The organism is Ruegeria sp. AB11 (assembly GCF_056536325.1).
This window is the reverse complement of record NZ_JBQFJO010000002.1, coordinates 449,317-471,881: the sequence shown is the minus strand read 5'-3', so window position 1 is coordinate 471,881 and position 22,565 is coordinate 449,317. Positions and strand designations below refer to the sequence as shown.

General features: G+C 55.6%; 23 protein-coding genes. 12 read left to right on the top strand and 11 right to left on the bottom strand.

Annotated elements, in window-relative coordinates:
• The first annotated feature begins 20 nt into the window (after positions 1-20).
• The 4 genes from glyA to ACR3EJ_RS21745 all read left to right on the top strand — a co-directional run bounded on the left by glyA (position 21) and on the right by ACR3EJ_RS21745 (position 4,855).
• Positions 21-1,316 (top strand): serine hydroxymethyltransferase, encoded by a 1,296-nt coding sequence (gene glyA / locus ACR3EJ_RS21760; protein ID WP_480423527.1) that lies wholly within the window; start codon positions 21-23, stop codon positions 1,314-1,316.
• 17 nt (positions 1,317-1,333) lie between these two features.
• Positions 1,334-2,311, top strand: a complete 978-nt coding sequence (locus tag ACR3EJ_RS21755) for an HpcH/HpaI aldolase/citrate lyase family protein (RefSeq protein WP_170547527.1) — start codon at positions 1,334-1,336, stop codon at positions 2,309-2,311.
• 7 nt (positions 2,312-2,318) lie between these two features.
• Positions 2,319-3,602 carry a DUF4147 domain-containing protein gene (locus ACR3EJ_RS21750; protein WP_170547529.1) on the top strand — a complete coding sequence of 428 codons (1,284 nt, stop codon included), beginning with the start codon at positions 2,319-2,321 and terminating at the stop codon, positions 3,600-3,602.
• Between the two features lie 596 nt (positions 3,603-4,198).
• Positions 4,199-4,855 (top strand): helix-turn-helix domain-containing protein, encoded by a 657-nt coding sequence (locus tag ACR3EJ_RS21745; RefSeq protein WP_170547530.1) that lies wholly within the window; start codon positions 4,199-4,201, stop codon positions 4,853-4,855.
• On the opposite strand, the gene ACR3EJ_RS21740 is transcribed toward ACR3EJ_RS21745, so the two are convergent.
• From ACR3EJ_RS21740 to ACR3EJ_RS21720, 5 genes are read right to left on the bottom strand one after another with little or no spacing between them, the layout of a single operon-like run.
• Positions 4,833-5,330 (bottom strand): GNAT family N-acetyltransferase, encoded by a 498-nt coding sequence (locus ACR3EJ_RS21740; protein WP_170547531.1) that lies wholly within the window; start codon positions 5,328-5,330, stop codon positions 4,833-4,835. The genes ACR3EJ_RS21745 and ACR3EJ_RS21740 overlap by 23 nt on opposite strands.
• A 27-nt stretch (positions 5,331-5,357) precedes the next feature.
• Positions 5,358-6,425: a heme-dependent oxidative N-demethylase family protein gene (locus tag ACR3EJ_RS21735; protein WP_170547532.1), complete on the bottom strand. Its 1,068-nt coding sequence runs from the start codon at positions 6,423-6,425 to the stop codon at positions 5,358-5,360.
• Between the two features lie 13 nt (positions 6,426-6,438).
• Positions 6,439-7,401 (bottom strand): PDR/VanB family oxidoreductase, encoded by a 963-nt coding sequence (locus ACR3EJ_RS21730; protein ID WP_170547533.1) that lies wholly within the window; start codon positions 7,399-7,401, stop codon positions 6,439-6,441.
• Entirely contained in the window at positions 7,398-7,994 is a 597-nt protein-coding gene (locus ACR3EJ_RS21725; RefSeq protein ID WP_170547534.1) for a dimethylamine monooxygenase subunit DmmA family protein, read from the bottom strand. The genes ACR3EJ_RS21730 and ACR3EJ_RS21725 overlap by 4 nt, the downstream gene beginning before the upstream one ends.
• A 57-nt stretch (positions 7,995-8,051) precedes the next feature.
• On the bottom strand, positions 8,052-9,197 hold the full coding sequence (locus ACR3EJ_RS21720; RefSeq protein ID WP_170547535.1) for an aminomethyl transferase family protein: 1,146 nt from the start codon (positions 9,195-9,197) through the stop codon (positions 8,052-8,054).
• 342 nt (positions 9,198-9,539) lie between these two features.
• Between ACR3EJ_RS21720 and ACR3EJ_RS21715 the strand changes: the two genes are divergently transcribed.
• The 7 genes from ACR3EJ_RS21715 (at position 9,540) to ACR3EJ_RS21685 (ending at position 16,435) form a co-directional block, all read left to right on the top strand.
• Complete coding sequence (locus ACR3EJ_RS21715) at positions 9,540-10,913, top strand: ammonium transporter (protein WP_010437788.1); 1,374 nt, start codon at positions 9,540-9,542, stop codon at positions 10,911-10,913.
• A 12-nt stretch (positions 10,914-10,925) separates the two neighbouring features.
• On the top strand, positions 10,926-11,141 hold the full coding sequence (locus tag ACR3EJ_RS21710) for a hypothetical protein (RefSeq protein ID WP_010437786.1): 216 nt from the start codon (positions 10,926-10,928) through the stop codon (positions 11,139-11,141).
• A 146-nt stretch (positions 11,142-11,287) separates the two neighbouring features.
• Positions 11,288-12,217 (top strand): class II glutamine amidotransferase, encoded by a 930-nt coding sequence (locus ACR3EJ_RS21705; RefSeq protein ID WP_170547537.1) that lies wholly within the window; start codon positions 11,288-11,290, stop codon positions 12,215-12,217.
• A gap of 1 nt (position 12,218) precedes the next feature.
• A complete protein-coding gene (locus ACR3EJ_RS21700) occupies positions 12,219-12,902 on the top strand; it encodes a GltB/FmdC/FwdC-like GXGXG domain-containing protein (RefSeq protein ID WP_170547539.1) in 684 nt (227 codons plus the stop codon).
• Positions 12,903-12,922: 20 nt separating this feature from the next.
• The gene (locus ACR3EJ_RS21695) at positions 12,923-14,251 is read left to right on the top strand and encodes an FMN-binding glutamate synthase family protein (protein ID WP_170547549.1); all 1,329 of its coding nucleotides are present in this window, start codon (positions 12,923-12,925) and stop codon (positions 14,249-14,251) included.
• Positions 14,252-14,331: 80 nt separating this feature from the next.
• Positions 14,332-15,660, top strand: a complete 1,329-nt coding sequence (glnT, locus tag ACR3EJ_RS21690; protein ID WP_170474700.1) for a type III glutamate--ammonia ligase — start codon at positions 14,332-14,334, stop codon at positions 15,658-15,660.
• Between the two features lie 64 nt (positions 15,661-15,724).
• Positions 15,725-16,435 (top strand): type 1 glutamine amidotransferase, encoded by a 711-nt coding sequence (locus tag ACR3EJ_RS21685; protein WP_170547541.1) that lies wholly within the window; start codon positions 15,725-15,727, stop codon positions 16,433-16,435.
• A gap of 10 nt (positions 16,436-16,445) precedes the next feature.
• On the opposite strand, the gene ACR3EJ_RS21680 is transcribed toward ACR3EJ_RS21685, so the two are convergent.
• Positions 16,446-16,880, bottom strand: a complete 435-nt coding sequence (locus tag ACR3EJ_RS21680) for a group II truncated hemoglobin (RefSeq protein ID WP_170547543.1) — start codon at positions 16,878-16,880, stop codon at positions 16,446-16,448.
• A gap of 141 nt (positions 16,881-17,021) precedes the next feature.
• Here ACR3EJ_RS21680 and ACR3EJ_RS21675 point away from each other — a divergent pair, with 141 nt between their 5' ends.
• A complete protein-coding gene (locus ACR3EJ_RS21675) occupies positions 17,022-17,864 on the top strand; it encodes a DMT family transporter (protein WP_170547545.1) in 843 nt (280 codons plus the stop codon).
• On the opposite strand, the gene ACR3EJ_RS21670 is transcribed toward ACR3EJ_RS21675, so the two are convergent.
• From ACR3EJ_RS21670 to ACR3EJ_RS21650, 5 genes are all read right to left on the bottom strand, one after another.
• Positions 17,849-18,157, bottom strand: coding sequence for a hypothetical protein (locus ACR3EJ_RS21670; RefSeq protein WP_170547547.1), 309 nt, complete (start codon positions 18,155-18,157; stop codon positions 17,849-17,851). The genes ACR3EJ_RS21675 and ACR3EJ_RS21670 overlap by 16 nt on opposite strands.
• 169 nt (positions 18,158-18,326) lie before the next feature.
• Entirely contained in the window at positions 18,327-19,217 is an 891-nt protein-coding gene (gene folD / locus ACR3EJ_RS21665; protein ID WP_170474711.1) for a bifunctional methylenetetrahydrofolate dehydrogenase/methenyltetrahydrofolate cyclohydrolase FolD, read from the bottom strand.
• 53 nt (positions 19,218-19,270) lie between these two features.
• Positions 19,271-19,576, bottom strand: coding sequence for a chorismate mutase (locus ACR3EJ_RS21660; protein ID WP_010442824.1), 306 nt, complete (start codon positions 19,574-19,576; stop codon positions 19,271-19,273).
• A 57-nt stretch (positions 19,577-19,633) separates the two neighbouring features.
• Positions 19,634-21,310 carry a formate--tetrahydrofolate ligase gene (locus ACR3EJ_RS21655; protein WP_170547678.1) on the bottom strand — a complete coding sequence of 559 codons (1,677 nt, stop codon included), beginning with the start codon at positions 21,308-21,310 and terminating at the stop codon, positions 19,634-19,636.
• A gap of 174 nt (positions 21,311-21,484) precedes the next feature.
• Positions 21,485-22,420 (bottom strand): LysR substrate-binding domain-containing protein, encoded by a 936-nt coding sequence (locus ACR3EJ_RS21650; RefSeq protein WP_170546210.1) that lies wholly within the window; start codon positions 22,418-22,420, stop codon positions 21,485-21,487.
• Positions 22,421-22,565: the final 145 nt, after the last annotated feature.

Below are 22,565 nucleotides of genomic sequence, written 5' to 3'. Positions count from 1 at the left end.
CCTTTTCAGGAGGTTTCAACGTGAACGCCCCGCAACGCATCGAAGGTTTCTTCACCCAATCCCTTGCCGATCGTGACCCCGAGCTATTTGGCTCGATCACATCCGAATTGGGCCGCCAGCGCGATGAAATCGAGCTGATCGCATCGGAAAACATCGTCTCTGCCGCTGTCATGGAAGCGCAGGGCTCGGTGATGACCAATAAATATGCCGAAGGTTATCCGGGCCGCCGTTACTATGGCGGATGCCAATTCGTCGACATTGCCGAAAATCTGGCTATCGATCGGGCCAAGCAGCTGTTCGGCTGTGAGTTCGCCAATGTCCAGCCAAACTCGGGCTCGCAGGCAAACCAAGGGGTGTTCCAGGCGCTGATCAAACCTAGCGACACGATTCTGGGTATGAGCCTGGATGCCGGCGGTCACCTGACCCACGGTGCAGCCCCAAACCAATCGGGCAAATGGTTCAATGCAGTCCACTATGGCGTGCGCAAGCAAGACAATCTGATCGACTATGATCAGATCGAAGCGCTGGCCAAAGAACACCAGCCCAAGCTGATCATCGCGGGCGGTTCGGCCATTCCGCGTATTATCGATTTTGCCCGCATGCGCGAGATCGCCGATATGGTTGGTGCGTACCTGCACGTGGATATGGCCCATATCGCAGGACTGATTGCGGCGGGTGAGCACCCCTCGCCCTTCCCGCACGCGCATGTCGCGACAACCACCACGCACAAGACGCTGCGCGGCCCCCGTGGCGGCATGATCCTGACCAACGACGAAGCGATCGCGAAAAAGGTAAACTCGGCAATCTTCCCCGGTATTCAGGGTGGTCCGCTGATGCATGTGATCGCTGGCAAAGCAGTAGCGTTTGGCGAGGCGCTGCGGCCCTCGTTCAAGGACTACATCAAGCAGGTTATCGTGAACGCTCAGGCCCTTTCAGATCAGTTGATCAAGGGCGGTCTCGACACCGTGACCCACGGCACCGACACCCATGTTGTTCTGGTCGACCTGCGCCCCAAAGGCGTTAAGGGTAATGCGACCGAGAAAGCATTGGGTCGTGCGCATATCACCTGCAACAAGAACGGCGTTCCGTTTGACCCCGAAAAGCCAACTATCACCAGCGGCATCCGCCTTGGTTCTCCTGCTGGCACGACACGAGGTTTTGGAGAAGTCGAGTTCCGTCAAATCGCAGATTGGATCATCGAAGTCGTCGATGGTCTGGCCGCCAATGGCGAAGAAGGCAATGCCGCAGTCGAAGCAAAGGTCAAAGCCGAGGTCGCAGACCTCTGCGCCAAGTTTCCGATCTATCCGAACCTGTAATACGAAGGACCCAAATCATGAGTTTTCATAACATCGACCAAGCCCCTGCGCGCCTGAACCGCAGCGAACTGGCCGTCCCAGGCAGCCAGCCCGGAATGTTCGAAAAGGCTGCACAAACAGATGTAGATGTGATCTTCCTCGACTTGGAAGACGCGGTTGCGCCTGACGAAAAAGAACAGGCACGCAAGAACATCATCGAAGCCCTGAACGATATCGATTGGGGCAGCAAAACCATGTCGGTGCGGATCAACGGGCTGGATACACATTATATGTATCGCGACGTGGTGGACGTGGTCGAACAAGCCGGCGAACGCCTGGACCTTATCATGATCCCCAAGGTTGGCACAGCTTCTGACGTTTACGCGGTCGATATGCTGGTGACACAGATCGAGGACGCCAAAGGCTACAAGAAACGGATCGGGTTCGAACATATCATCGAAACTGCGCTTGGCATGCAGAATGTCGGCGAGATTGCGGCCGCCTCCAAACGCAACGAAAGTCTACATTTCGGGGTTGCCGACTATGCCGCTTCTACCCGTGCCCGGACCACGATCATCGGCGGTGTAAACCCCGATTATTCAGTTCTGACTGACCCGGATGCTGACGGAGGACGTATGACGCATTGGGGCGACATGTGGCACTATGCGCTGGCTCGCATGGTGGTCGCCGCGCGCGCCAACGGCCTGCGCCCAATCGACGGACCCTTCGGCGATTTTCAGGACCCGGACGGTTACAAAGCCGCGGCAAAACGGGCGGCAGTTCTGGGATGTGAAGGCAAATGGGCCATCCACCCCAGCCAGATTGCCCTAGCTAACGAGGTCATGTCACCTTCAGATGCCGAAGTCACCAAAGCACAGCGAATTCTCGTCGCTATGGCCGAGGCTGAATCCGCGGGCAAAGGCGCCGTTTCTCTGGATGGTCGTCTGATCGACTATGCCTCAATCCGTCAGGCCGAAGTGCTGGTGGAAAAAGCCGGACAGATTGCTGCAGCTTGATCGCATCATGACCGTGCAATCGTCCGTATCGCTGCGCGACAGCGCCGCCGCCATCTTTGCCGAGGCCGTCGCAGCAGCAGATCCCGCGATGTCCCTGCGCCAACGGTTGCAATCAGACCCATTGCCATCACCAGAACAGAACGGGCGCAGCTTCCTGATCGCAATTGGGAAGGCTGCCCCTGCCATGATGGAGGAGGCATTGCAGCATGTTCAGGGCGATCACGTCGCCCTGATTGTAACCCACAGCGACAACTGGAATGAAGTTCCCGGCGCGACGGTATTGACCAGCGGGCATCCCATCCCGAATGAACGCGGTTTGAAAGCCGGGCGACAGATCATCGCATTGCTCAGCTCAGCACGTAAGCAGGATCAGATCATTGCACTGATCTCTGGCGGGGGGTCGGCCTTGGTCCCCGCGCCTGTTGATGGCTTGACTCTTTCGGACAAAATCGCGGTCAATGAGGTTTTGCTATCTTCCGGGCTGGACATCGTTCGGATGAACCTTGTGCGTCAGCACCTGAGCCAGCTCAAAGGCGGCGGGTTTTTGCGGCACGGTTCGCCTGCCCCGATCACGGCGTATATCCTGTCGGATGTCATAGGCGATGACATTCGGGCCGTAGCCAGCGGACCAACTGCCTCACCAATCGGCAGCCACGCGGACGCCCGCAGGACCTGCATCGAGGCCGGAATTTGGCACCGGTTCCCAAAAGCCGCCCGTGCCCACCTGGAGAAGAGTATTCCTGAACGTTCTATAGCAGTTGAGGCGGCAAACAACCTGATTGGATCGAACACGATCAGTCTTGAAGCCGCGTTTCGCTGTGCAACGCAGATCTGTAGGGCTGAAATTGTGTCCGACGCGTTGATTGGAGACGTGTCCGATGCAGCCGAACAGATTTTTCAGGCAGCCATGTCTGCCAAATTTGACCAACCAACCGCCTTGCTGTTTGGTGGTGAAACGACTGTACGCCTGACAGGAACAGGTTGCGGCGGGCGCAATCAGGAATTGGCGCTGCGCGTCGCCCAATTGGCGCATGAGCGCACGATACCCGGCAACTGGGTTTTTCTTAGCGGCGGTACGGATGGCCGCGACGGCCCAACCCCGGCAGCTGGCGCGATAGTGGATGCAGGTACGATCGCCCGAATCCATGCGTCTGGACATGACCCTGCCTCCTTGTTGGCAAGCAACGATAGTCATAAGGCTTTGACGCTGTCGGGTGATCTTCTGATGACCGGAGCAACCGGAACCAATGTTGCCGACATTCAGGTTTTATTGCTTGGATCTAACGCGTGAAAGCGGGCGAAAAAAACGGCAGATCTTTAGATCCTTTATTAGCGATCTCCGGGTTTCTAAGGGATCAATGGTGCAGAGGCGTCGTGACATATACTTCGGGTCAACAAAGAAATCCTGATGTTCGAATTTCAAGCTGAGCAAGTGGCGGAGTTTCAGACGCCAAAGACTGCGAGTTGGTGAAATCGGATTATTGATGCGGAGCGATTAACTGCCGGAGCGCAATCAGGCTTCCGAATGCTCAAGCTGCTAGCATGAACCGCTGTAGCCGAGTTGTAGACCAATAGCCATGTTTGGCTCTTTCCCGCTTTTGGATTATGAAATAGTTGCGTTCAGTACGAACATTAAGACTTATGGACGACCACGAATCCAGATTCAGTGTAATCTCATTTGCTATTCGCAACGGCTTTATGACTGAGGTTAGGCACGCTATCGGAAAGCCGTAAAACCATTGGATTTCGATTTCTAGTATTTTTCTGCCAGCATTAATATTTTACTAACAGGAAAAATTGATGCTATGGTAGCCCGAACTGGATTGGGTAATGCAGCTTGTCTTCTTGCAGAGCCCGTTTGGACAAGTGTAGCAAGACATTGAAAGAATGAAATTGAAAAATAACGACAAAGAAATGGCGACCAATCTGACACAGGACCCGCATTCTGTACGCTCGGGTGACAGAGAAAAAGTTCTTGAAGTTGCCATTGGTCGCGAGGTTCGTGCTTTTCGCAAACAGCAGAATACTACGGTTGCGGAATTGGCTCAGCTGACCGGATTGTCGATTGGTATGTTATCCAAGATCGAAAACGGTAACACATCGCCTTCCTTAACGACTCTCCAATCGCTCGCTGATGCGCTTTCAGTTCCTCTGACAAGCTTTTTCAGACAATTTGAAGAGCGCCGCGAGGCGGTTCATACCAGAGCAGGCGAGGGCGTCGAGTTAGAGCGCGAAGGAACACGCGCCAACCATCAATATAATTTGTTGGGGCATATTGGTGCCAATGGTTCTGGCGTAATTGTAGAGCCTTACCTGATTACCCTGACCGTTGAATCCGACGTGTTCCCAACGTTTCAACATGGCGGAATCGAGACGATCTACATGCTTGAGGGCGAGGTAGATTACCGACACGGCGACAAGATATACCACCTGAAACCGGGTGATACCTTGTTCTTTGACGCCGATGCGCCGCATGGACCGGAACGGTTGGTTAACCTGCCAGCACGCTACATTTCAGTGATCAGTTATCCGCAGACAAACTGATCGGCTTGCGTAACAAGAAATCCGTGGGTCTGTCATAGCCAACGTGGCTGCCGGCACCTACGATTGTAAACCCAAGCCTTGAAAACACGCGATGGTTTTCAGTGAGTTCCACGCGCGTTTCCAGTTCCAACGCTGATAGACCAAGGTCTGCTGCACGACTTGCAGCGTGATCTACTAATGTGCGACAGATACCCCGCCCCCGCATTCCTTCCTTCACCGCCAGTTTTCCAAGGTACGAAGTGTTCGCTTTGGGCGTCAAAAACATGCACGCAATAAGCGGTCGGCCCGTGGCCCAGATTTCACCGCCTTTCCGACAATGCGCCTGCATCCCGCCCACGGTCAGACTATGGATAGAAGACGGAGGGTCGATCCGGGCATCCATGTACTGAAATGACGCACGGAGCAGCGCAAGCGCGTCATACAATGCGGCATCATCGCTCGGAATGAGCCAAAGTGTTTTGTCCGGTTCAGTCATAAAGCCAAAACACTTCGTAATGCTCGTTTATTTTGACAAAGGCGGTTCCGTTTCCAGATCCGGCCAGACTCCGGGGGAAGTCGGCAATCCATCATCAAAATGACTGAGGTAGTCCAGCATCATTGGACGGTTGTCGATGAACCCTTTGTAAGTCGCCAGTTCAACCGGCAGATCACGTACAACGCGGTGCAGACGACGACCCCATTTTGGAACAGTCATCAGATCCTGAAAACTGCACAGATAGCAGCGGATCGGGAACACCAGCGCGTTGGACCGCGGCAGGCGGAAGAAGGTCTGTAACTCGACCCGCAGATGCTGCTTATGCGCGATGTTTTCGGGCGTCAGAGTCGTTTTTTGGATACCCCATTTGTGATAGTTTTCAGGGCTGGTATCCAGCAGCGGGTTCACTGTCATGGTCCAGTTCAGCCGGCGCGCCGGAGCGCCTTGTTGAATGTTCAACAGAAACTTCAGCGCACGCTTGAAAATCCCCATCTCATGGGCTTTTGGAACAGGTGCGTGCCATTCGAAAAAATTCATGCCGATGTCGAAATCCAGGCTCCAATCGGCCTGGGTCGTGACCATACCAGCGTCCATCCACAGCATCTCGTCCCGCTGGTCCAGCACTGCGAAATCACCTTGCGCCTGACGAGTTATGTACTCCATTGGCCCGTAAGGTAGCGTGGTTTCATCCATGAAGGTAAAGCTGTGATCTATTCCCAAGGGTTTGTTGATCCATCGCCACTGGTTGCCGTTGCGATGCAGCTCGAACAGGTCCGGATAGTCTTCGGATTTGCTGACCATGATCAGTTCCAACAAATCCCAGCCCGCCAAGGTCATATGCGGCAAAGACTGACAACGCAGCGGATCTTGGTCCAGAACAATCGCACGGTCTTTCATCTCGGACACGTAGTGTTCGTCCACATCAAACCGCATCTCGTAGACCGAGCCCTCGGGGCCACCCCGATGCTGCTCCATGTTGACCGAATACATGTAGCTGTCTTCGTGGAATGGAAACGGAAAACGTTTGATCGCCCACTCCGAATTGTGGAACGTATAGTCGTCGCGGAAGGACTCGTCGTTGAATTGAATGGTCATGTTGGGCCTCCTCTTAGCGGTCCAGCACAAGGGACTTTCCCTCGAAACGCGATACGCAGGGCATGATCTTCTTGCCTGCTGCCTTTTCTTCATCAGTCAGCCAGTGATCGCGATGAACAAAATTTCCGTCGTGATCCAAAACTACGGTTTCGCACTGACCACAGGCCCCGCCGCGGCACAGGTACGGGGCGTCGACTCCCTCACGTTCGATGGCCTCAAGCAGACTTTCGTTTTCGCCCACATGAATGACCTTGTCGGAAGACGCCAGACGCACTTCGAATGGTTTGCCCGGCTGAGGCGCCAAGAACTCTTCGTAATGCACACAATCTTCGGGCCAGCCTTCGGCGGCGGCAGTATTGCGCACCCAATCGATCATGCCCTTTGGGCCGCAGACATAGACATGCGTGCCTAAAGGTTGCCCGCTGAGAAGGTTTTCCAGATCAATCACCTGGCTCTGATCGTCGTAGTACAGATGCGTTGCGTTCGGGTGCCTGTCTGTCAGTTGATCCGCATAAGATGCTAGCGCCTGATTACGGCACGCATAATGCAGTTCCCAATGACCGTGCAGCAATTCGAGCTGTTTGATCTGCGCCAGAAACGGGGTGATCCCGATACCACCGGCCAGAAATAGGTGTTTGCGGGCCCGCAAATCAAGCGAGAATAGGTTGACCGGGTAACTGATGGTCATCTCGTCGCCCAGCTTGACCTGACGGTGCATGAACAACGACCCTCCCCTGCCCTGATCGTCGCGCCGAACCGAGATCGTATAGGACGATTGATCGAACGGATCGGACATCAGGGAATATGGGTTGAGTCGCGTGATGCCGCCATCCTGCATTTCGACCACGGTATGTGCACCACCCGAAAAGGTTGGCAATTGTCTGCCGTCAACGCGCTCAAACCGGAAGCGCGTCACCAATTCGTTCAGCGGGGTAATTTCGGTCACTTTGACCTGAATTTTCTCGGCACCACTCATTCGTAGATCCCCTTCGGCTCGGGCACGTTGCCATGGTCCTCGGCATCAACTCGGACGCCTTGATAGGCGGCAAGGCGGCGGGAATAGTGGTCGCGCACAAACAGGTTGAGACCACAGTGCGAACAAACAAACGGATCGACCTCGACATCTTCGGTGACACCTTTGCAATGTACACATTGCATCCGGCGTGCAACAGAACCGCGATGTTCAGTTTGAATCGCAGTATGCGGCAGGCCGACGGCCATCACTTCGTTCATGGCCTGACCCATTATGCCTTCGGTGCCGGTCAGATAGACTTGTAACCCCATATGCGCGTCCTCGAGAACGCGACGAATACGATGCAGCGCGGCCGCATAGGACGGACTTTCGTAGAATTGTGCGGGGTTTAGCGTCTGTAGCCTTTCCGAAAAATCTGTGCCTTTCGGTATGTAGATCAGATGGGTTTTAGCCATCAGATCGGGTGTCGCTATGTCAATTACTGCTTCGGCCCCTTCGGCCTCGGCGATCATAAGATGATGTTCACCTGCGCGAACCTCTAGCGTGCCCCAGACCGGGCGGCTTGCGATTGACTTGGGAAATTCGAACTTTGACATTGTGCCCTCAAAAAAGAAAAGAGCGCCACGATCTTTTTTCGTCGCGCCCCCTGAGTATCAGCCCTTTGCGGTTCGGATGGCCTTGTCCCTGTCGTAGAACGGCATCTCTTCAGCTGTAGCCGCAATCTCGGTTCCGTCGCTATTGCGGACCGTCAGCTTTGTGCCCGGCGACGCGCAGTCAACTGGCATTCGGGCGATACCCACATTGTGCCCATTGATTTCGGAATACATGCCAAAGGTGACAACACCGACCTTTTCACCGTTCTGCAGCAGGTCAGCACCCTCATCCGCCGGAGTGGTACCGTCCAGCATGACACCGTAGATCTTGAACCGCTCTTTGCCTTGCGAGGCATAGTGGTTCTCGGCACCGATAAAACCAGTTTTACCCGGTGAGACCGTGAATTCCAGGCCCAGTTCCCAAAGCGTATCGCCGCATGTTTCATCGTCGAACGGATAAGTTTCTGAGTTGTCGCCGGGATAGAACAACAGGTAGCTTTCGGTGCGCAGCAAATCGAGCGTCGAGAACTGGACCGGAACAATACCCATGTCCTTGCCTTCGGCCAGGATGCTGTCCCACAGATGCACGGCATGCTTGGCCTGACAGAAAATTTCATACCCACGCTCACCGGTGTAGCCGGTCCGCGAAATCATCACCGGGCAACCAAACAATTTGGTTTGCATGATCCCGAAATAGGCAAGATCGCGAATACCCGGCACATAGTTGGCCAGAAAATCAACTGCTACCGGGCCTTGCAACGACATGTCGTGCAAGTCATCGTCAAAAATAACCGAACAATTCTTACCTGCGGCCACCGAAGTCAGCTGTTCCATCCCCGTTCCGGTGCCGTGCACGACAAGCCACGTGTTCACCGACAGGCGATAGATGATGCAATCGTCGACAAATTTGCCCTCGGCATTCAGAATCGACGCATAGGTCGACCGGCCCGGCATGATTTTCTCCACATTCCGCGTGGTGACGCGGTCAATGACATAAGCCGCATCTTCGCCGACCACATGAACCTTTTTCAGACCCGACACATCCATCAGACCCGCCTTGGTGCGGATGGCTTCGTAGTCCGCTTTGGCGCGTTCCGGGCTATGGTCATAGAACCATGCGGTTCCCATACCGTTCCAGTCCTCAAGCTCGCCGCCGATCTCGGCATGGCGCTGCGCAAGGGCGGACGTCCTCCAAAGAATGGCCATTGTTCAGCTCTCCCGTTGATTGCTTTTTTGTTGGCCATATTGAGGCCGATGTCAGATTGAAAATCAACACCCATGTGCAGATTTTTTTCCTGTTGGGAATATTAGGCTGTAATTTGTGCACCCTAGTACAAATTATCGAGAACGGTAAAAGTGGTTATTTATCAATGTTATGGGTTGTATTTTGACGGGTCTGAAAGTGCATGAACCAAATGCCTAAAAGATGTTTGCCCCACATATCTATTGACAGGTCGCCAATGAAATTGTCCCCTGAGTAGATAATTATTCCCAGCAGGAAATTCTTCGCAGAAAGATCTCCTGCTGCAACAACAGGGAGACTACGAAGTGGATGGTAATCTAAATGCACTAACGACGGTCTTTACCGAGTTCTACTACTGGGTAACGGTCGTTTTCATGTTCCTCATCCATGTGGGCTTTTGCATGTACGAGGTCGGTGCTAGCCGTGCCCGTAACCATATGCACACATTGATGAAAAACATCATGATCATCCCACTGGTGACGGTCACGTTCTTCTTCTTCGGCTGGTGGATTTACTGGGCCTTTCCGAACTTTCCGTTCTGGGGCGGTTTAGATACCGAAGCGGGCGCTGCAAATCTGCCATGGGCCGACACCATGGCGACCAATCTGGGCGACAGAATCACCGGCGTCTTCTGGGCGGCGTTCCTGCTGTTCTCGTGGACGGCAGCCTCGATTGTATCTGGCTCTGTGATCGAGCGGATTAGATCTTCGGCCTTGTGGGTCCATGCCGTGATGATTGGTTCAGTCTGGTGGATCATCGACGCCGCGTGGGGTTGGCATTACGGCGGTTGGATGGTGCGCGTTCTTGGGTACCACGATGCTTATGCTTCCGGGGTTATTCACGCAATCGCAGGCGGCTATGCACTTGGGGTGATCATGGTTCTGGGTCCCCGCCTAGGCAAATTTGCCAAAGATGGTACGCCGCGGGATATTCCGCCGCATAACCCATGGCTGCTGACCATCGGGATATTCCTGATCTACACAGGTTTCTGGGGATTCTATGCCGCATGTAATGTCCCGGCGATATCTCCGGAGGCAATCGACGGTCAGATAACGGGTGTCACGTGGACCGCGACCAATATCTATCTGGCTCCGACTACGCTTTCCGCGATTACCTTCAACTTCCTGATGTCTCTGTCTGGCGGGTTGATGGCAGCGTATGTCATTTCCAAAGGTGACGCCTTTTGGACGTTCTCGGGCGGTTTGGCCGGTATTATCACCGCATCTGCCGGTAACGATCTTTATCACCCGGTGCAGGCAATGATCATCGCCGCGATCGGTGTCGTGATCGTGTACAAGCTGCACTATTGGGTCGAGCGTCGGTTCAAGCTGGATGATGCCGTTGGTGCCGTTGCCGTGCATGGCTATGCAGGGTTCGTTGGCCTGGTGATTTCCGGCTTTGTCCTGTGGGGAGTTCCTTCATCGCCATACGAAGGCTATGCAACGATCAACCCGGTCGGCCAGATCACCGGCGCGGTCATCATGTTCTTTGTTCTTGGCTTCTTGCCTGGTTGGATTCTTGCGAAAATCCAATCGGCCGCAGGTGTGCTTCGAATTCCGGAAGAAGTCGAACTTCAGGGCCTCGATTACGCTGAACACCATGCCTATGAAGACGCCAAAGCCGCGATCATTGCAGCCGACAAAGAAGAACTGGCTGCCCGTGGCGTACCAGCTGAGTAAGGGAGAAAAAGAATGTCTACAAATGGATATACAAGCTGGGCTGTTGATCTGGCCGAGGTCGGACCGATCTATCCCTTCCAAGGTTACGAAGTCCTTATGGTCATCGTGGGTGTCGTATTCTGGATAGGTTGGCATCGCATCCAATTTGTCCGAGAAGGCGAACACCTCGAGAAGGCCCGCCACACTGGCGACGAAGAAAAAGTGAAAGCACAGCTGGAACGATACTGATCCAGCTTTGAAAGCTGGCAATGGGCATAAATCTAAATTCTTGCCCATTGCCTCTCAGGAAAATTTATTTCCTACGATTATTGATGTCCGTTTGAATTGTTGGTACCGTAGAATCATAGCGAAACACACAAGGAGATCTGCCAGCCATGTGCGGAATTGTTGGATTATTCCTCAAAGACCAGTCTCTTGCGCCCCAACTGGGCAATATGCTGACAGACATGCTGATCACGATGACGGATCGCGGGCCCGACAGCGCGGGGATAGCGATTTATGGCGAGGAATCAGGTGGTCAGACCAAGGTGACACTGCAGTCGCCCAATCCCAAGGACGACTTTGCCGGTCTAGCCGAAGAGCTGGGGCAGCACTTGGGCGTGGTGGTAAGCCAGACTGATAATGACACGCACACAGTTCTGGACATTCCAGCAGGGCAGTTTGAAGCAGCACGGGCTGCGTTGGCGGAAATCCGGCCTTCAGTCCGGATCATGAGCCGGGGCGAGATGCTGGAGATTTACAAAGAGGTGGGCCTGCCCAAGGACGTGGCCGCGCGCTTTGACATAAGCAGTATGAGCGGCACACATGGCATTGGCCACACTCGCATGGCTACAGAGTCTGCCGTGACGACGATGGGCGCGCACCCGTTCAACACTGGGCCAGATCAGTGTCTGGTTCATAACGGCTCGCTGTCGAACCACAATTCATTGCGCCGCAAACTGCGCCGTGAAGGTGTAGTGATCCAAACCGAGAATGATACCGAGGTTGGAGCTGCCTATCTGACCTGGAAGATGATGAACGGGGCCACCTTGGGTGAGGCGCTGGAAAGCAGCCTTGAGGATCTGGATGGCTTCTTCACCTTTGTCGTCGGCACCAAAGATGGGTTCGGCGTGGTCCGCGATCCGATCGCCTGTAAGCCTGCGGTGATGGCCGAAACCGATCAATACGTGGCCTTTGGCAGCGAATATCGGGCGCTGGTGAACCTGCCGGGAATCGACGAGGCCCGCGTCTGGGAGCCGGAGCCAGCAACGGTTTACTTCTGGTCCCACAATGACAGCCCCACGACCAACGAAAAGGCCGCATGATATGCAAACCTATGATCTTGAAGCAGATGGCCTGCGTGGGTTGAACACCACCCTGCAGTCGCAATCTACCGAGACTAACCAGACCAATTGGGAAGTCGTGAACCCCAAAGGCAGCCACGCGATCGCCGTTGGGCTGAATGCGCCTATCGAAGTGACGGTCAAGGGCTCAACTGGCTATTACTGCGCGGGAATGAACCAGCAGGCGACGGTCAAGGTCGAAGGCTCGGTCGGGCCCGGCGTGGCCGAGAACATGATGTCCGGTCAGGTCGTTGTCGAAGGCGACGCCAGCCAATATGCTGGCGCCACCGGCCATGGCGGTCTGCTGGTCATCAAGGGCAACGCAAGTTCGCGCTGCGGCATCTCGATGAAAGGCATCGACATCGTGGTGCATGGTAATATCGGTCATATGTCGGCCTTCATGGCGCAGGCCGGTAATCTTGTGGTCTGCGGTGATGCAGGCGACGCACTAGGAGACTCGCTTTACGAGGCGCAGCTGTTCGTGCGCGGCTCGGTCAAGAGCCTGGGCGCCGATTGCATCGAGAAAGAGATGCGCCCCGAACATCTGGATATCCTGAAGGACCTGCTGGACCGCGCGGGCGCGGATGCCAACCCCGAAGAATTCAAACGCTACGGTTCCGCCCGTCAGCTTTATAACTTCGACGTCGACAACGCCGCTGCTTACTGAGGAAGAAGGGTATGAAAGACATGGACGATCAGATCCCCCGCACCCTGCCGATTCAGTCGGCGACATTCACCAATCCGATCAATGCGGAAATCCGTCGCGCTGCGGCCACCGGTATCTATGATATCCGCGGTGGCGGAGCCAAACGCAAGGTACCGCATTTCGATGATCTGTTGTTTCTGGGCGCGTCGGTGTCACGGTATCCGTTGGAAGGCTATCGCGAACGCTGCGACACCTCGGTGACACTGGGCACACGCTTTGCCAAGAAGCCGATCGAACTGGACATTCCGATAACCATTGCGGGCATGAGCTTTGGCGCTCTCTCTGGGCCGGCGAAAGAAGCCCTGGGCCGGGGCGCGTCGGCAGCTGGCACGTCGACCACTACCGGTGACGGCGGCATGACGCCCGAAGAACGCGGTCACTCCAGCAAGCTGGTCTATCAGTATCTGCCCTCTCGTTATGGCATGAACCCAAACGACCTGAGGAAGGCCGACGCGATCGAGATTGTGGTTGGTCAGGGTGCCAAGCCCGGCGGCGGCGGTATGCTGCTGGGACAGAAGATCAGTGACCGCGTGGCCGAGATGCGCACGCTGCCCAAAGGCATCGACCAGCGTTCAGCCTGTCGTCACCCGGACTGGACCGGCCCAGATGATCTGGAAATCAAGATCCTCGAACTGCGCGAGATTACTGGCTGGCAGGTGCCCATCTATGTCAAGGTTGGCGCGACGCGCCCCTATTATGACACCGCGCTGGCGGTAAAGGCAGGGGCCGATGTGGTGGTGATGGACGGCATGCAAGGCGGCACTGCCGCTACGCAGGACGTGTTCATCGAGCATGTAGGTCTACCGACGCTGTCCTGCATTCGCCCTGCCGTGCAAGCACTGCAGGATTTGGGCGTGCATCGCGAGGTGCAACTGGTGATCTCGGGCGGCATCCGCACCGGGGCCGATGTGGCGAAGGCAATGGCCCTTGGCGCCGACGCAGTGGCCATTGGCACCGCCGCGCTGGTGGCGCTTGGCGACAACGACCCGAAATGGGAATCCGAGTACCAAAAGTTGGGCACCACCACCGGGGCCTATGACGACTGGCACGAAGGCCAGGACCCCGCAGGTATCACCACACAGGATCCCGACTTGGCGGCCCGTCTGAACCCGGTCGAGGCAGGGCGCCGTCTGCGAAACTATCTCAAGGTGATGACACTTGAAGCGCAGACCATCGCGCGGGCCTGTGGTCATAATCACCTCCACAACCTTGAACCCGAGGATTTGTGTGCTTTGACGATGGAGGCCGCCGCAATGGCGCGTGTCCCGTTGGCCGGGACAAACTGGTACCCGGGCAAGGAAGGGTTCTGAACTGATATTGCGCGGCTCCTTAACAGGGGTCGCGTTTTTGCTTTGGAAATTAAATATTCAACAGGGAAAGGAAAGCCATCGTGACGACAGATCTCGCAGCTTTCGCAAAAGAAAAAGGCGTCAAATACTTCATGATCTCGTTCACCGACCTGTTCGGTGGGCAGCGGGCCAAGCTGGTGCCCGCGCAGGCGATTGCCGAGATGCAGGAAGACGGCGCAGGTTTTGCCGGGTTCGCCACCTGGCTGGATATGACCCCCGCGCATCCTGACATGCTGGCGGTACCGGACCCGTCATCGGTTATTCAGCTACCATGGAAGCCTGAGGTCGCCTGGGTTGCAGGCAACTGCGTGATGGAAGGCAAGGATGTCGCCCAAGCCCCACGCAATGTGCTGCGCCGCTTGATTAGCGAGGCCGCCGAGATGGGCATGCATGTCAAAACCGGAATCGAGGCAGAGTTCTTCCTATTGACCCCCGATGGTGAGCAGATCAGTGATCCGTTCGATACCGCCGAAAAGCCCTGCTATGACCAGCAGGCGGTGATGCGCCGCTATGACGTGGTGCGTGAGATCTGTGATTATATGCTGGAACTCGGTTGGGGGCCCTATCAGAACGACCACGAAGACGCCAATGGCCAGTTCGAAATGAACTGGGAGTTCGATGACGTTCTGAAAACCGCCGACAAGCACTCGTTCTTCAAGTTCATGACCAAGTCAGTGGCCGAAAAGCATGGGCTGCGGGCCACCTTCATGCCGAAGCCTGTCGAAGGGCTGACCGGTAATGGCTGCCATGCTCATATCTCGGTCTGGGATGCACCCGGAGCGGACGCCAAAACCAACGTCTTTGCGGGCGAAGGCGACGGTCCGACCGGCGAGGTTGGACTTGGCGAACAGGGCAAGTATTTCCTTGGCGGTATCATGAAACATGCAAGCGCGCTTGCGGCGATCACCAACCCGACGGTGAACAGCTACAAGCGCATCAACGCACCGCGTACGATGTCGGGCGCGACCTGGGCCCCCAATACCGTGACATGGACCGGCAACAACCGCACACACATGGTCCGGGTGCCCGGTCCAGGCCGGTTTGAGCTGCGCCTGGCCGACGGGGCCACCAACCCCTATCTGCTGCAGGCGGTCATTATCGCCGCAGGTCTGTCCGGCATCCGCTCCAAGGCCGATCCGGGACGTCGCTGGGACATCGATATGTATGCCGAAGGCCATACCGTCACTGACGCCCCCAAACTACCGCTGAACATGCTCGACGGGTTGCGCGAATATGACAACGATACCGAGCTGAAAGCCATGATGGGTCAGGAATTCTCAAGCGCATTCCTCAAAATGAAACACCAGGAATGGAATTCCTTCGTCAGCCATTTCTCACGCTGGGAAAAAGACCACACGCTCGACATCTAAACAAATCAGGGGCTGCAGGCATCCTGCTGCCCCACCCCTTCGGTTAAGCGGAGACCCGCACCTCGTGAACATACTGATTTTCCAGCATACGCCGGGCGAAAACCCCGGAGCGTTTCTGGAGCACATTTCGTCATGCGGTGATACGGCCGGTATTGTGCATTTCTATGATGGTCAACCGATCCCGCAGCTTGACGAATTTGATTTGCTTCTTGTTCTGAGCGGTCCGATGGACGTCTGGGAAACCGAAACACATCCGTGGCTTGTGCGTGAAAAGCAAGCAATCAGGACCTGGGTCCAAGAGCTCAAACGTCCTTACTTTGGTATTTGTCTTGGCCACCAACTTTTGGTTGACGCGCTGGGTGGGAAATGCGCACGCATGCAAAAGCCCGAGATCGGCGTGCATTCCATCAATCTGACTGGTAATATGCGGGGCGATCCGCTGTTCGAGCCCTTGCCTCATCAGTTCCGGGTGCTCCAATGGCATGGAGTTGAAGCTGTTGATCTGCCAGCCGACTCTTCAATTATGGCACAATCTGATGCCTGTGCTGTTCAGGCCTTGCGGGTTTCAGACTGTGCGTGGGGCGTACAATTCCACCCCGAGCTCGTTCAGGGTACAATCCAATCGTGGATGAACGATCCCGCCAACCATCAATGCGCTGTTGATTGGCTAGGTTCCGCAGATGCTGCGTGGGAAATGGTCTCTGACAGTGACCAAATAGTTGAAGAACAATTCAGGATAACATCCAGCTTCTATAACAGATTGCGACAGATCTGATCACACGCGATCAACCGGGAACTTCAAGGTTCTTTTCGCTGTCTGCTTCAACTCTCCAATCGGGGACATCATTGACAAGCATTAGCGCAGCGCGGCGCAATGTTGCGCGCATTTTGCCCACCACTGAACCGTCCATTTCGCAATCTGCCAGCGCGGCGTCAAAAGTTTCCAGCCAAAGCTCGGCATCCGCTTCGCGTATCGGCACATGCGCGTGAATTTCTCGCAAGTCCATATGACCAAATCGCTCACGATAATAAGCACGACCGCCCAAAAACCCGCTCAGGAATTCGAACTGCGCCTGTGTTGTATGAGATAATCCATGACCGCGAAAATGTAGCCTGTGCAGCGAATGCACCGCTGGGTCGGTCTCCATTCGGTCGTAGAAACGTTCGACAAGAGTCCGCAGCTTTTCTTCGCCACCGAGTTGATCCAAAGCCGATGACATAGGTCTCTTCTCCGAGTTGCCACTGTCAATAAATATTGCATATCAGGAAAATAAGTTTATCACCAGTGACATGTTGGCGCGGTTGATATCGAGAGAAGGATACGAAATTTCCGGGCATTCCCAGTTACGCGAGGCGACCGGATGAGCGCCCTTGCTCTGGGTCTGCTGGCAGCGTTGTGCTGGGGTTTTCACGATCTTGCTGTGAGATATATCAGTCAGTCCGTGAGCGTCATTGCCGCATTGATGGCCGTACTGGTTGCCGGGGCGCTGCTACAGTTCGGTCTTGTGGCAATATGGGCTGGATTCGCCCCCATGTCCGCCAAAGCAGTATCCTACGCAGTTGTAGCAGGCGGCTTTTATTTGCTGGCTGGCCTCAGTATGTATGCTGCATTTCAACGCGGGCCTGTACGTCTCGTCGCTCCGCTTGTCGCTAGCTATCCGGTCCTGTCTGTCACACTTGCGATATGGCGTGGTTCCGAGGTCAGCATCTGGCAATGGCTGGCGATCATTGCCATTGGTGTCGGCGTGTCCATTGTATCGACCCGATCCGACGACAGTACGGAATACCCTGCCACCGGGCCGACGATTGCCTTTTCTATACTTGCTGCAATTGGGTTCGCTGCAACATTCGCCTTGGGTCAGTACGCAGCCGAACTGGGCGACGAGTTCATTGTTTCACTGATTGGTCGTCTGACCGCTATCCCTGTGCTGGCGGTAATCGCCATTGCATCTCGCAAGTCGCTTTGGCCGGGCGCACGAGCCCTGCCCCTGTTGTGCCTGATGGGTGCGCTCGATGCGGTGGCAATTCTGTGCGTCGTGTCTGCCGGTGGGTTGCCTAATGCCCAATACGCGTCCGTTGCAGCCTCGATCTTCGGGTTGTTGACTGTTGTTTTGGCTTGGGCAATTTTGCGAGAGGAAATGGCTTTCTTTCAATGGCTTGGATGCATTATCGCTTTTGCGGGAATCGGCTATCTCGCGATCTGAGCATCTCCGTTATCCAGCGCATCCCATTGGGTCTGATGGGCAGCAATCGCACTGTTTAATACGCAATCAACTTCGCCCGGACGAACGGGTCCGGGATTGTGCCATGCACCGGGGCGAATTAGGTCTTTATGCCCCTGTAACTCACTTCGCAAGTTGAGTACGTCGATATGCGCAGGCGCATCAGGTAAAAGCAGGACAGCATAAACATCCACCGACTCGTTTAGTTGTTTGATCTGAGTTCGACATTCGTCCTGCGACATTTCTTTGCCCCAGAGCTGCTGATCGAGTGCCATGTCTATTTGTGCCGCGCGGGCTATCAAAGCGCGGACGCGTGCAACCTTCGTCGGAGAGTGGCCAATTGATACTATCACATACGCATGGCGCGGCCCGCCAATCGCCAATATTGTAGCACTTTGGAACTGGCGGACTTGCCATCGCCTGCGTGAAGAGCAGCAGCAAATCTCACGCTGTCAGGCCTTCGGGTTCTGGCAGGCCATTCGCCCGGCACGCGGCGGTCAGCGTATTCGCAAGCAGGCAGGCGATCGTCATCGGGCCTACGCCACCCGGTACCGGAGTGATTGCACCTGCGCGTTCGGCCGCGCTGGCATAGTCCACATCGCCAACCAGCTTGTTCTTGCCGTCACGTTCGATCCGGTTGATGCCCACGTCGATTACGGTCGCGCCTTCCTTGATCCAGTCACCCGGCACCATCTCGGGGCGGCCTACGGCGGCGACGACGATGTCGGCGCGGCGCACCACGTCGGGCAGGTCCTTGGTGCGGCTATGCGCGATGGTCACTGTGCAGCTGTCGCCCAGCAGCAGCTGCGCCATCGGCTTGCCCACAATATTCGAGCGGCCAATTACAACAGCATCCATGCCCGACAGAGAGCCATGGTGGTCGCGCAGCATCATCAGGCAGCCCAGCGGCGTGCAGGGCACCATCGATTTCTGGCCCGTACCCAGCAGGCCGACATTCGAGATATGGAACCCGTCTACATCTTTCGCCGGATCAATCGAGTTGATCACCAGGTCTTCGTTCAGGTGCTTGGGCAGCGGCAGCTGCACCAGAATACCATGCACTGCCGGATCATTGTTCAGCTTGTCGATCAGCGCCAGAAGGTCTTCTTCGGAGGTGTCTGCATCCAGCTTGTGCTCGTATGAGTTCATACCGACTTCAACGGTCATTTTTCCCTTCGAGCGGACATAGACCTGACTGGCCGGATCCTCGCCCACCAGAACCACCGCCAGACCCGGTGTGATGCCGTTTTCTTCCTTCAGTTTCGCAACCTGGTCAGCCACCTGCGCGCGCACTTTGGCGGCAAAGGCCTTACCGTCGATGACTTGAGCTACCATCCTTTGATCCCTTCTTTCAAAAAACGGATCGGGCGCACAAAGCGCCCGGTCATTCAGTCGGGGCCGAGCACGCGTTCTTCGCGCGCAATCGACCAATCAATCAAGGTGCGCCATAGTTTTTCGGCAAGGTCAGGATCCATACCCAGCTCGTCCGAATTCATACGCACTTTTTGCACCACATCCTCGACACGCTCCGGAATACGTGCAGGCAAGCCCTCGCCCGGCTTCAGCGCGGATGCGCGGTCGATGTAACCTGCACGCGCCACCAACATCTCGATCAGCTGCCGATCCAGCTTGTCGATCTGAACCCGCAACTCCCGCATTGAGTGGCAGTCTTTTGGAGGTGTCAGAGTGGGCATGTTTGTCTCCTCATGGCCCGGGAATTCCCCGGACCACGAGATGTCTTATTCGGCGGCTTAGAACAAGCCCTCGATCTCACCTGCGTCATTGAGGCAGATGGTTTCCGCGGCCGGCTTGCGCGGCAGGCCGGGCATGGTCATGATCTCACCGCAGACAACCACGATGAAACCGGCACCGGCGGACAGGCGGACCTCACGCACCGGAACCGAGTGGCCGGTGGGCGCGCCGCGCAGGGTCGGGTCGGTCGAGAACGAATACTGTGTTTTCGCCATGCAGACCGGCAGATTGCCATAGCCTGCCTCTTCCCATTCTTTCAGCTGGTTACGGATCTTGTTGTCGGCCAGAACCTCATCCGCGCGATAGATACGCTTGGCGATGGTTTCGATCTTCTCAAACAGTGGCATATCGTCAGGGTAAATCGGCGAGAAGTTGGCGCTGCCGCCTTCGACGATCTCGACAACCTTCTCGGCCAGCGGCGCAGAGCCTTCCGAGCCCAGCTCCCAGTGGCGCGACAAAACCGCCTCGACGCCATGTTCGCCGCAATAGTCGCTGACCGCCTGTACTTCGGCATCGGTGTCAGTGACAAAGTGGTTGATGGCGACAACAACCGGCACACCGAAGGATTTCACGTTTTCGATGTGACGGCCGAGGTTGGCACAGCCCGATTTCACAGCGTCAACGTTTTCCGCACCCAGATCGGCCTTGGCAACGCCGCCGTTCATCTTCATCGCGCGCACGGTGGCAACCAGAACCACTGCCGACGGAGCAATGCCCGCCTTGCGGCACTTGATGTTCATGAACTTCTCGGCACCCAGGTCAGCACCAAAGCCCGCTTCAGTAACGACATAGTCAGCCACTTTCAGAGCGGTCTTGGTGGCGATGACCGAGTTACAGCCATGCGCGATGTTTGCGAAAGGCCCACCGTGAACAAAGGCCGGGTTGTTTTCCAGCGTCTGCACCAGGTTTGGCTGCATCGCGTCTTTCAGCAGCACGGTCATTGCGCCTTCGGCCTTGATGTCGCGGCAGTAAACCGGGGTCTTGTCACGGCGGTAAGCGACGATGATGTCGCCCAAACGCTTTTCCAGATCCTTCAGGTCGTTTGCCAGACACAGGATCGCCATGACTTCGGACGCCACGGTAATGTCAAAGCCAGCTTCGCGCGGGAAACCGTTCGACACGCCGCCCAGAGACGCCGTGATCTGGCGCAGCGCACGGTCATTCATGTCGACCACACGGCGCCATGCGACGCGGCGGGTGTCGATCTCGCACTCGTTGCCCCAATAGATGTGGTTGTCGATCATTGCCGACAGCAGCGAGTGGGCCGAAGTAATCGCGTGGAAGTCACCGGTGAAGTGCAGGTTCATCTCTTCCATCGGAACAACCTGCGCGTAACCGCCACCCGCAGCGCCGCCCTTCATGCCGAAGTTCGGGCCAAGCGAGGCTTCGCGGATACAGATCATCGCGTTCTTGCCGATGCGGTTCAGTCCGTCGCCCAGACCAACGGTGGTGGTCGTCTTGCCTTCACCCGCAGGGGTCGGGTTGATCGCCGTGACCAGGATCAGCTTGCCATCTTCGCGGTCCTGAACCGAATTGATGAATTCCTGACTGACTTTCGCCTTGTCGTGGCCGTAGGGCAGCAGATCATCACTGGAAATGCCCAGCTTCGCACCGATCTCCTGAATCGGCTTCTTGTTTGCCTCACGGGCAATCTCAATATCGGATTTATAGCTCATTGGGCTTTGGACTCCCTGCAAAAGTAGGCCGAACGAATTCAGACCCGTCCGCATATGCGACCCGGGGCTGAATCAGATACTTTCTTTAAGGTAAATATTTATTCCCTTCGGTCAACCTTTGAATTTCAGAGACATTGAAGGAAAGAAAATTTATCGCGCGATGGCGCCATCGGATCACGCGTAACGTTTGCGCCCTGCGCTGAGCCCTAACAACCAATCCTCGACAATGCGTCGCTCGGGAAATGATTTTTGCGTTGGGTTCTTCAGAAGATAATATCCCGACTGCGTTCGTACCGATATGTCCTGGATTGGTCTGACCAACGCACCGCTTTCAAGCAAGGGGTCAACAAGATGGGCCCAACCCAGTGCGACGCCCAAACCATCAACAGCTGCTTGTATAGAGAGAGGATAGGTGTTGAAGGCCACAGCGCGTTCCATCAATGAGGTAGAAATTTCATTGCTGCCAAGCCAGGTATGCCAAGTCATCCATTCCGCATGGCTGCTGGTCACCTCAATCAGATCCAATTCCGGCAGCGCGGATAGTACTGCCGCCTTCGGATTACTTTTGAGATAATCAGGGCTACATACCGGGAAAACGGTTTCCCCGAACAAAAGCTGCGCCTCATATCCGGGCCAATCCCCTTCCCCGCGCAATATCGTCAGATCCATAGAATCAGACAGGCACTCCGCGTCGCTGTCCGAAGACACCAGCGAAATACGGATGCGGCCATTGGATTTGTTGAACTTACGCAGCTGCGGCATCAACCAGAGCGACGCGACAGAGTTGGTCGCGGAGATCGACACCGTATTGGCCTGATGTTTGGCCAACATATCACGGCTGACGTCTCGCATCAAATCCAGCGACTTTTCAACTGTCGCTAGCAATATGGCCCCTTGTTGTGTCAGCGAAACCGACCGATGACCTCTGACAAACAAGGGTACGTCATAATGTTGCTCCAGCAGACGTACTTTGCGGCTGATTGCTGTTTCCGAAATGTTGAGCACCTTGCTGGCCTGCGCAAAACTCTGGGCCTTGGCCGCCGCTTCAAAAGCCAAAAGGTAGTCGAGCGGTGGAAGAACCTTCCCGGTAACTGGTGCTTTCTTTGGCATCTGACGGCGGATTCCCGATCTGAAGCGGATTGCAATCAAAGAACATTCGCCTGCGTCAACTGGAAACCGATCAGGCAACTGACTGTTAAGATAGTAAAAAAATGAATTAGCCTCAAGATTTTATGGGCAACGCCTCTCAAATTTC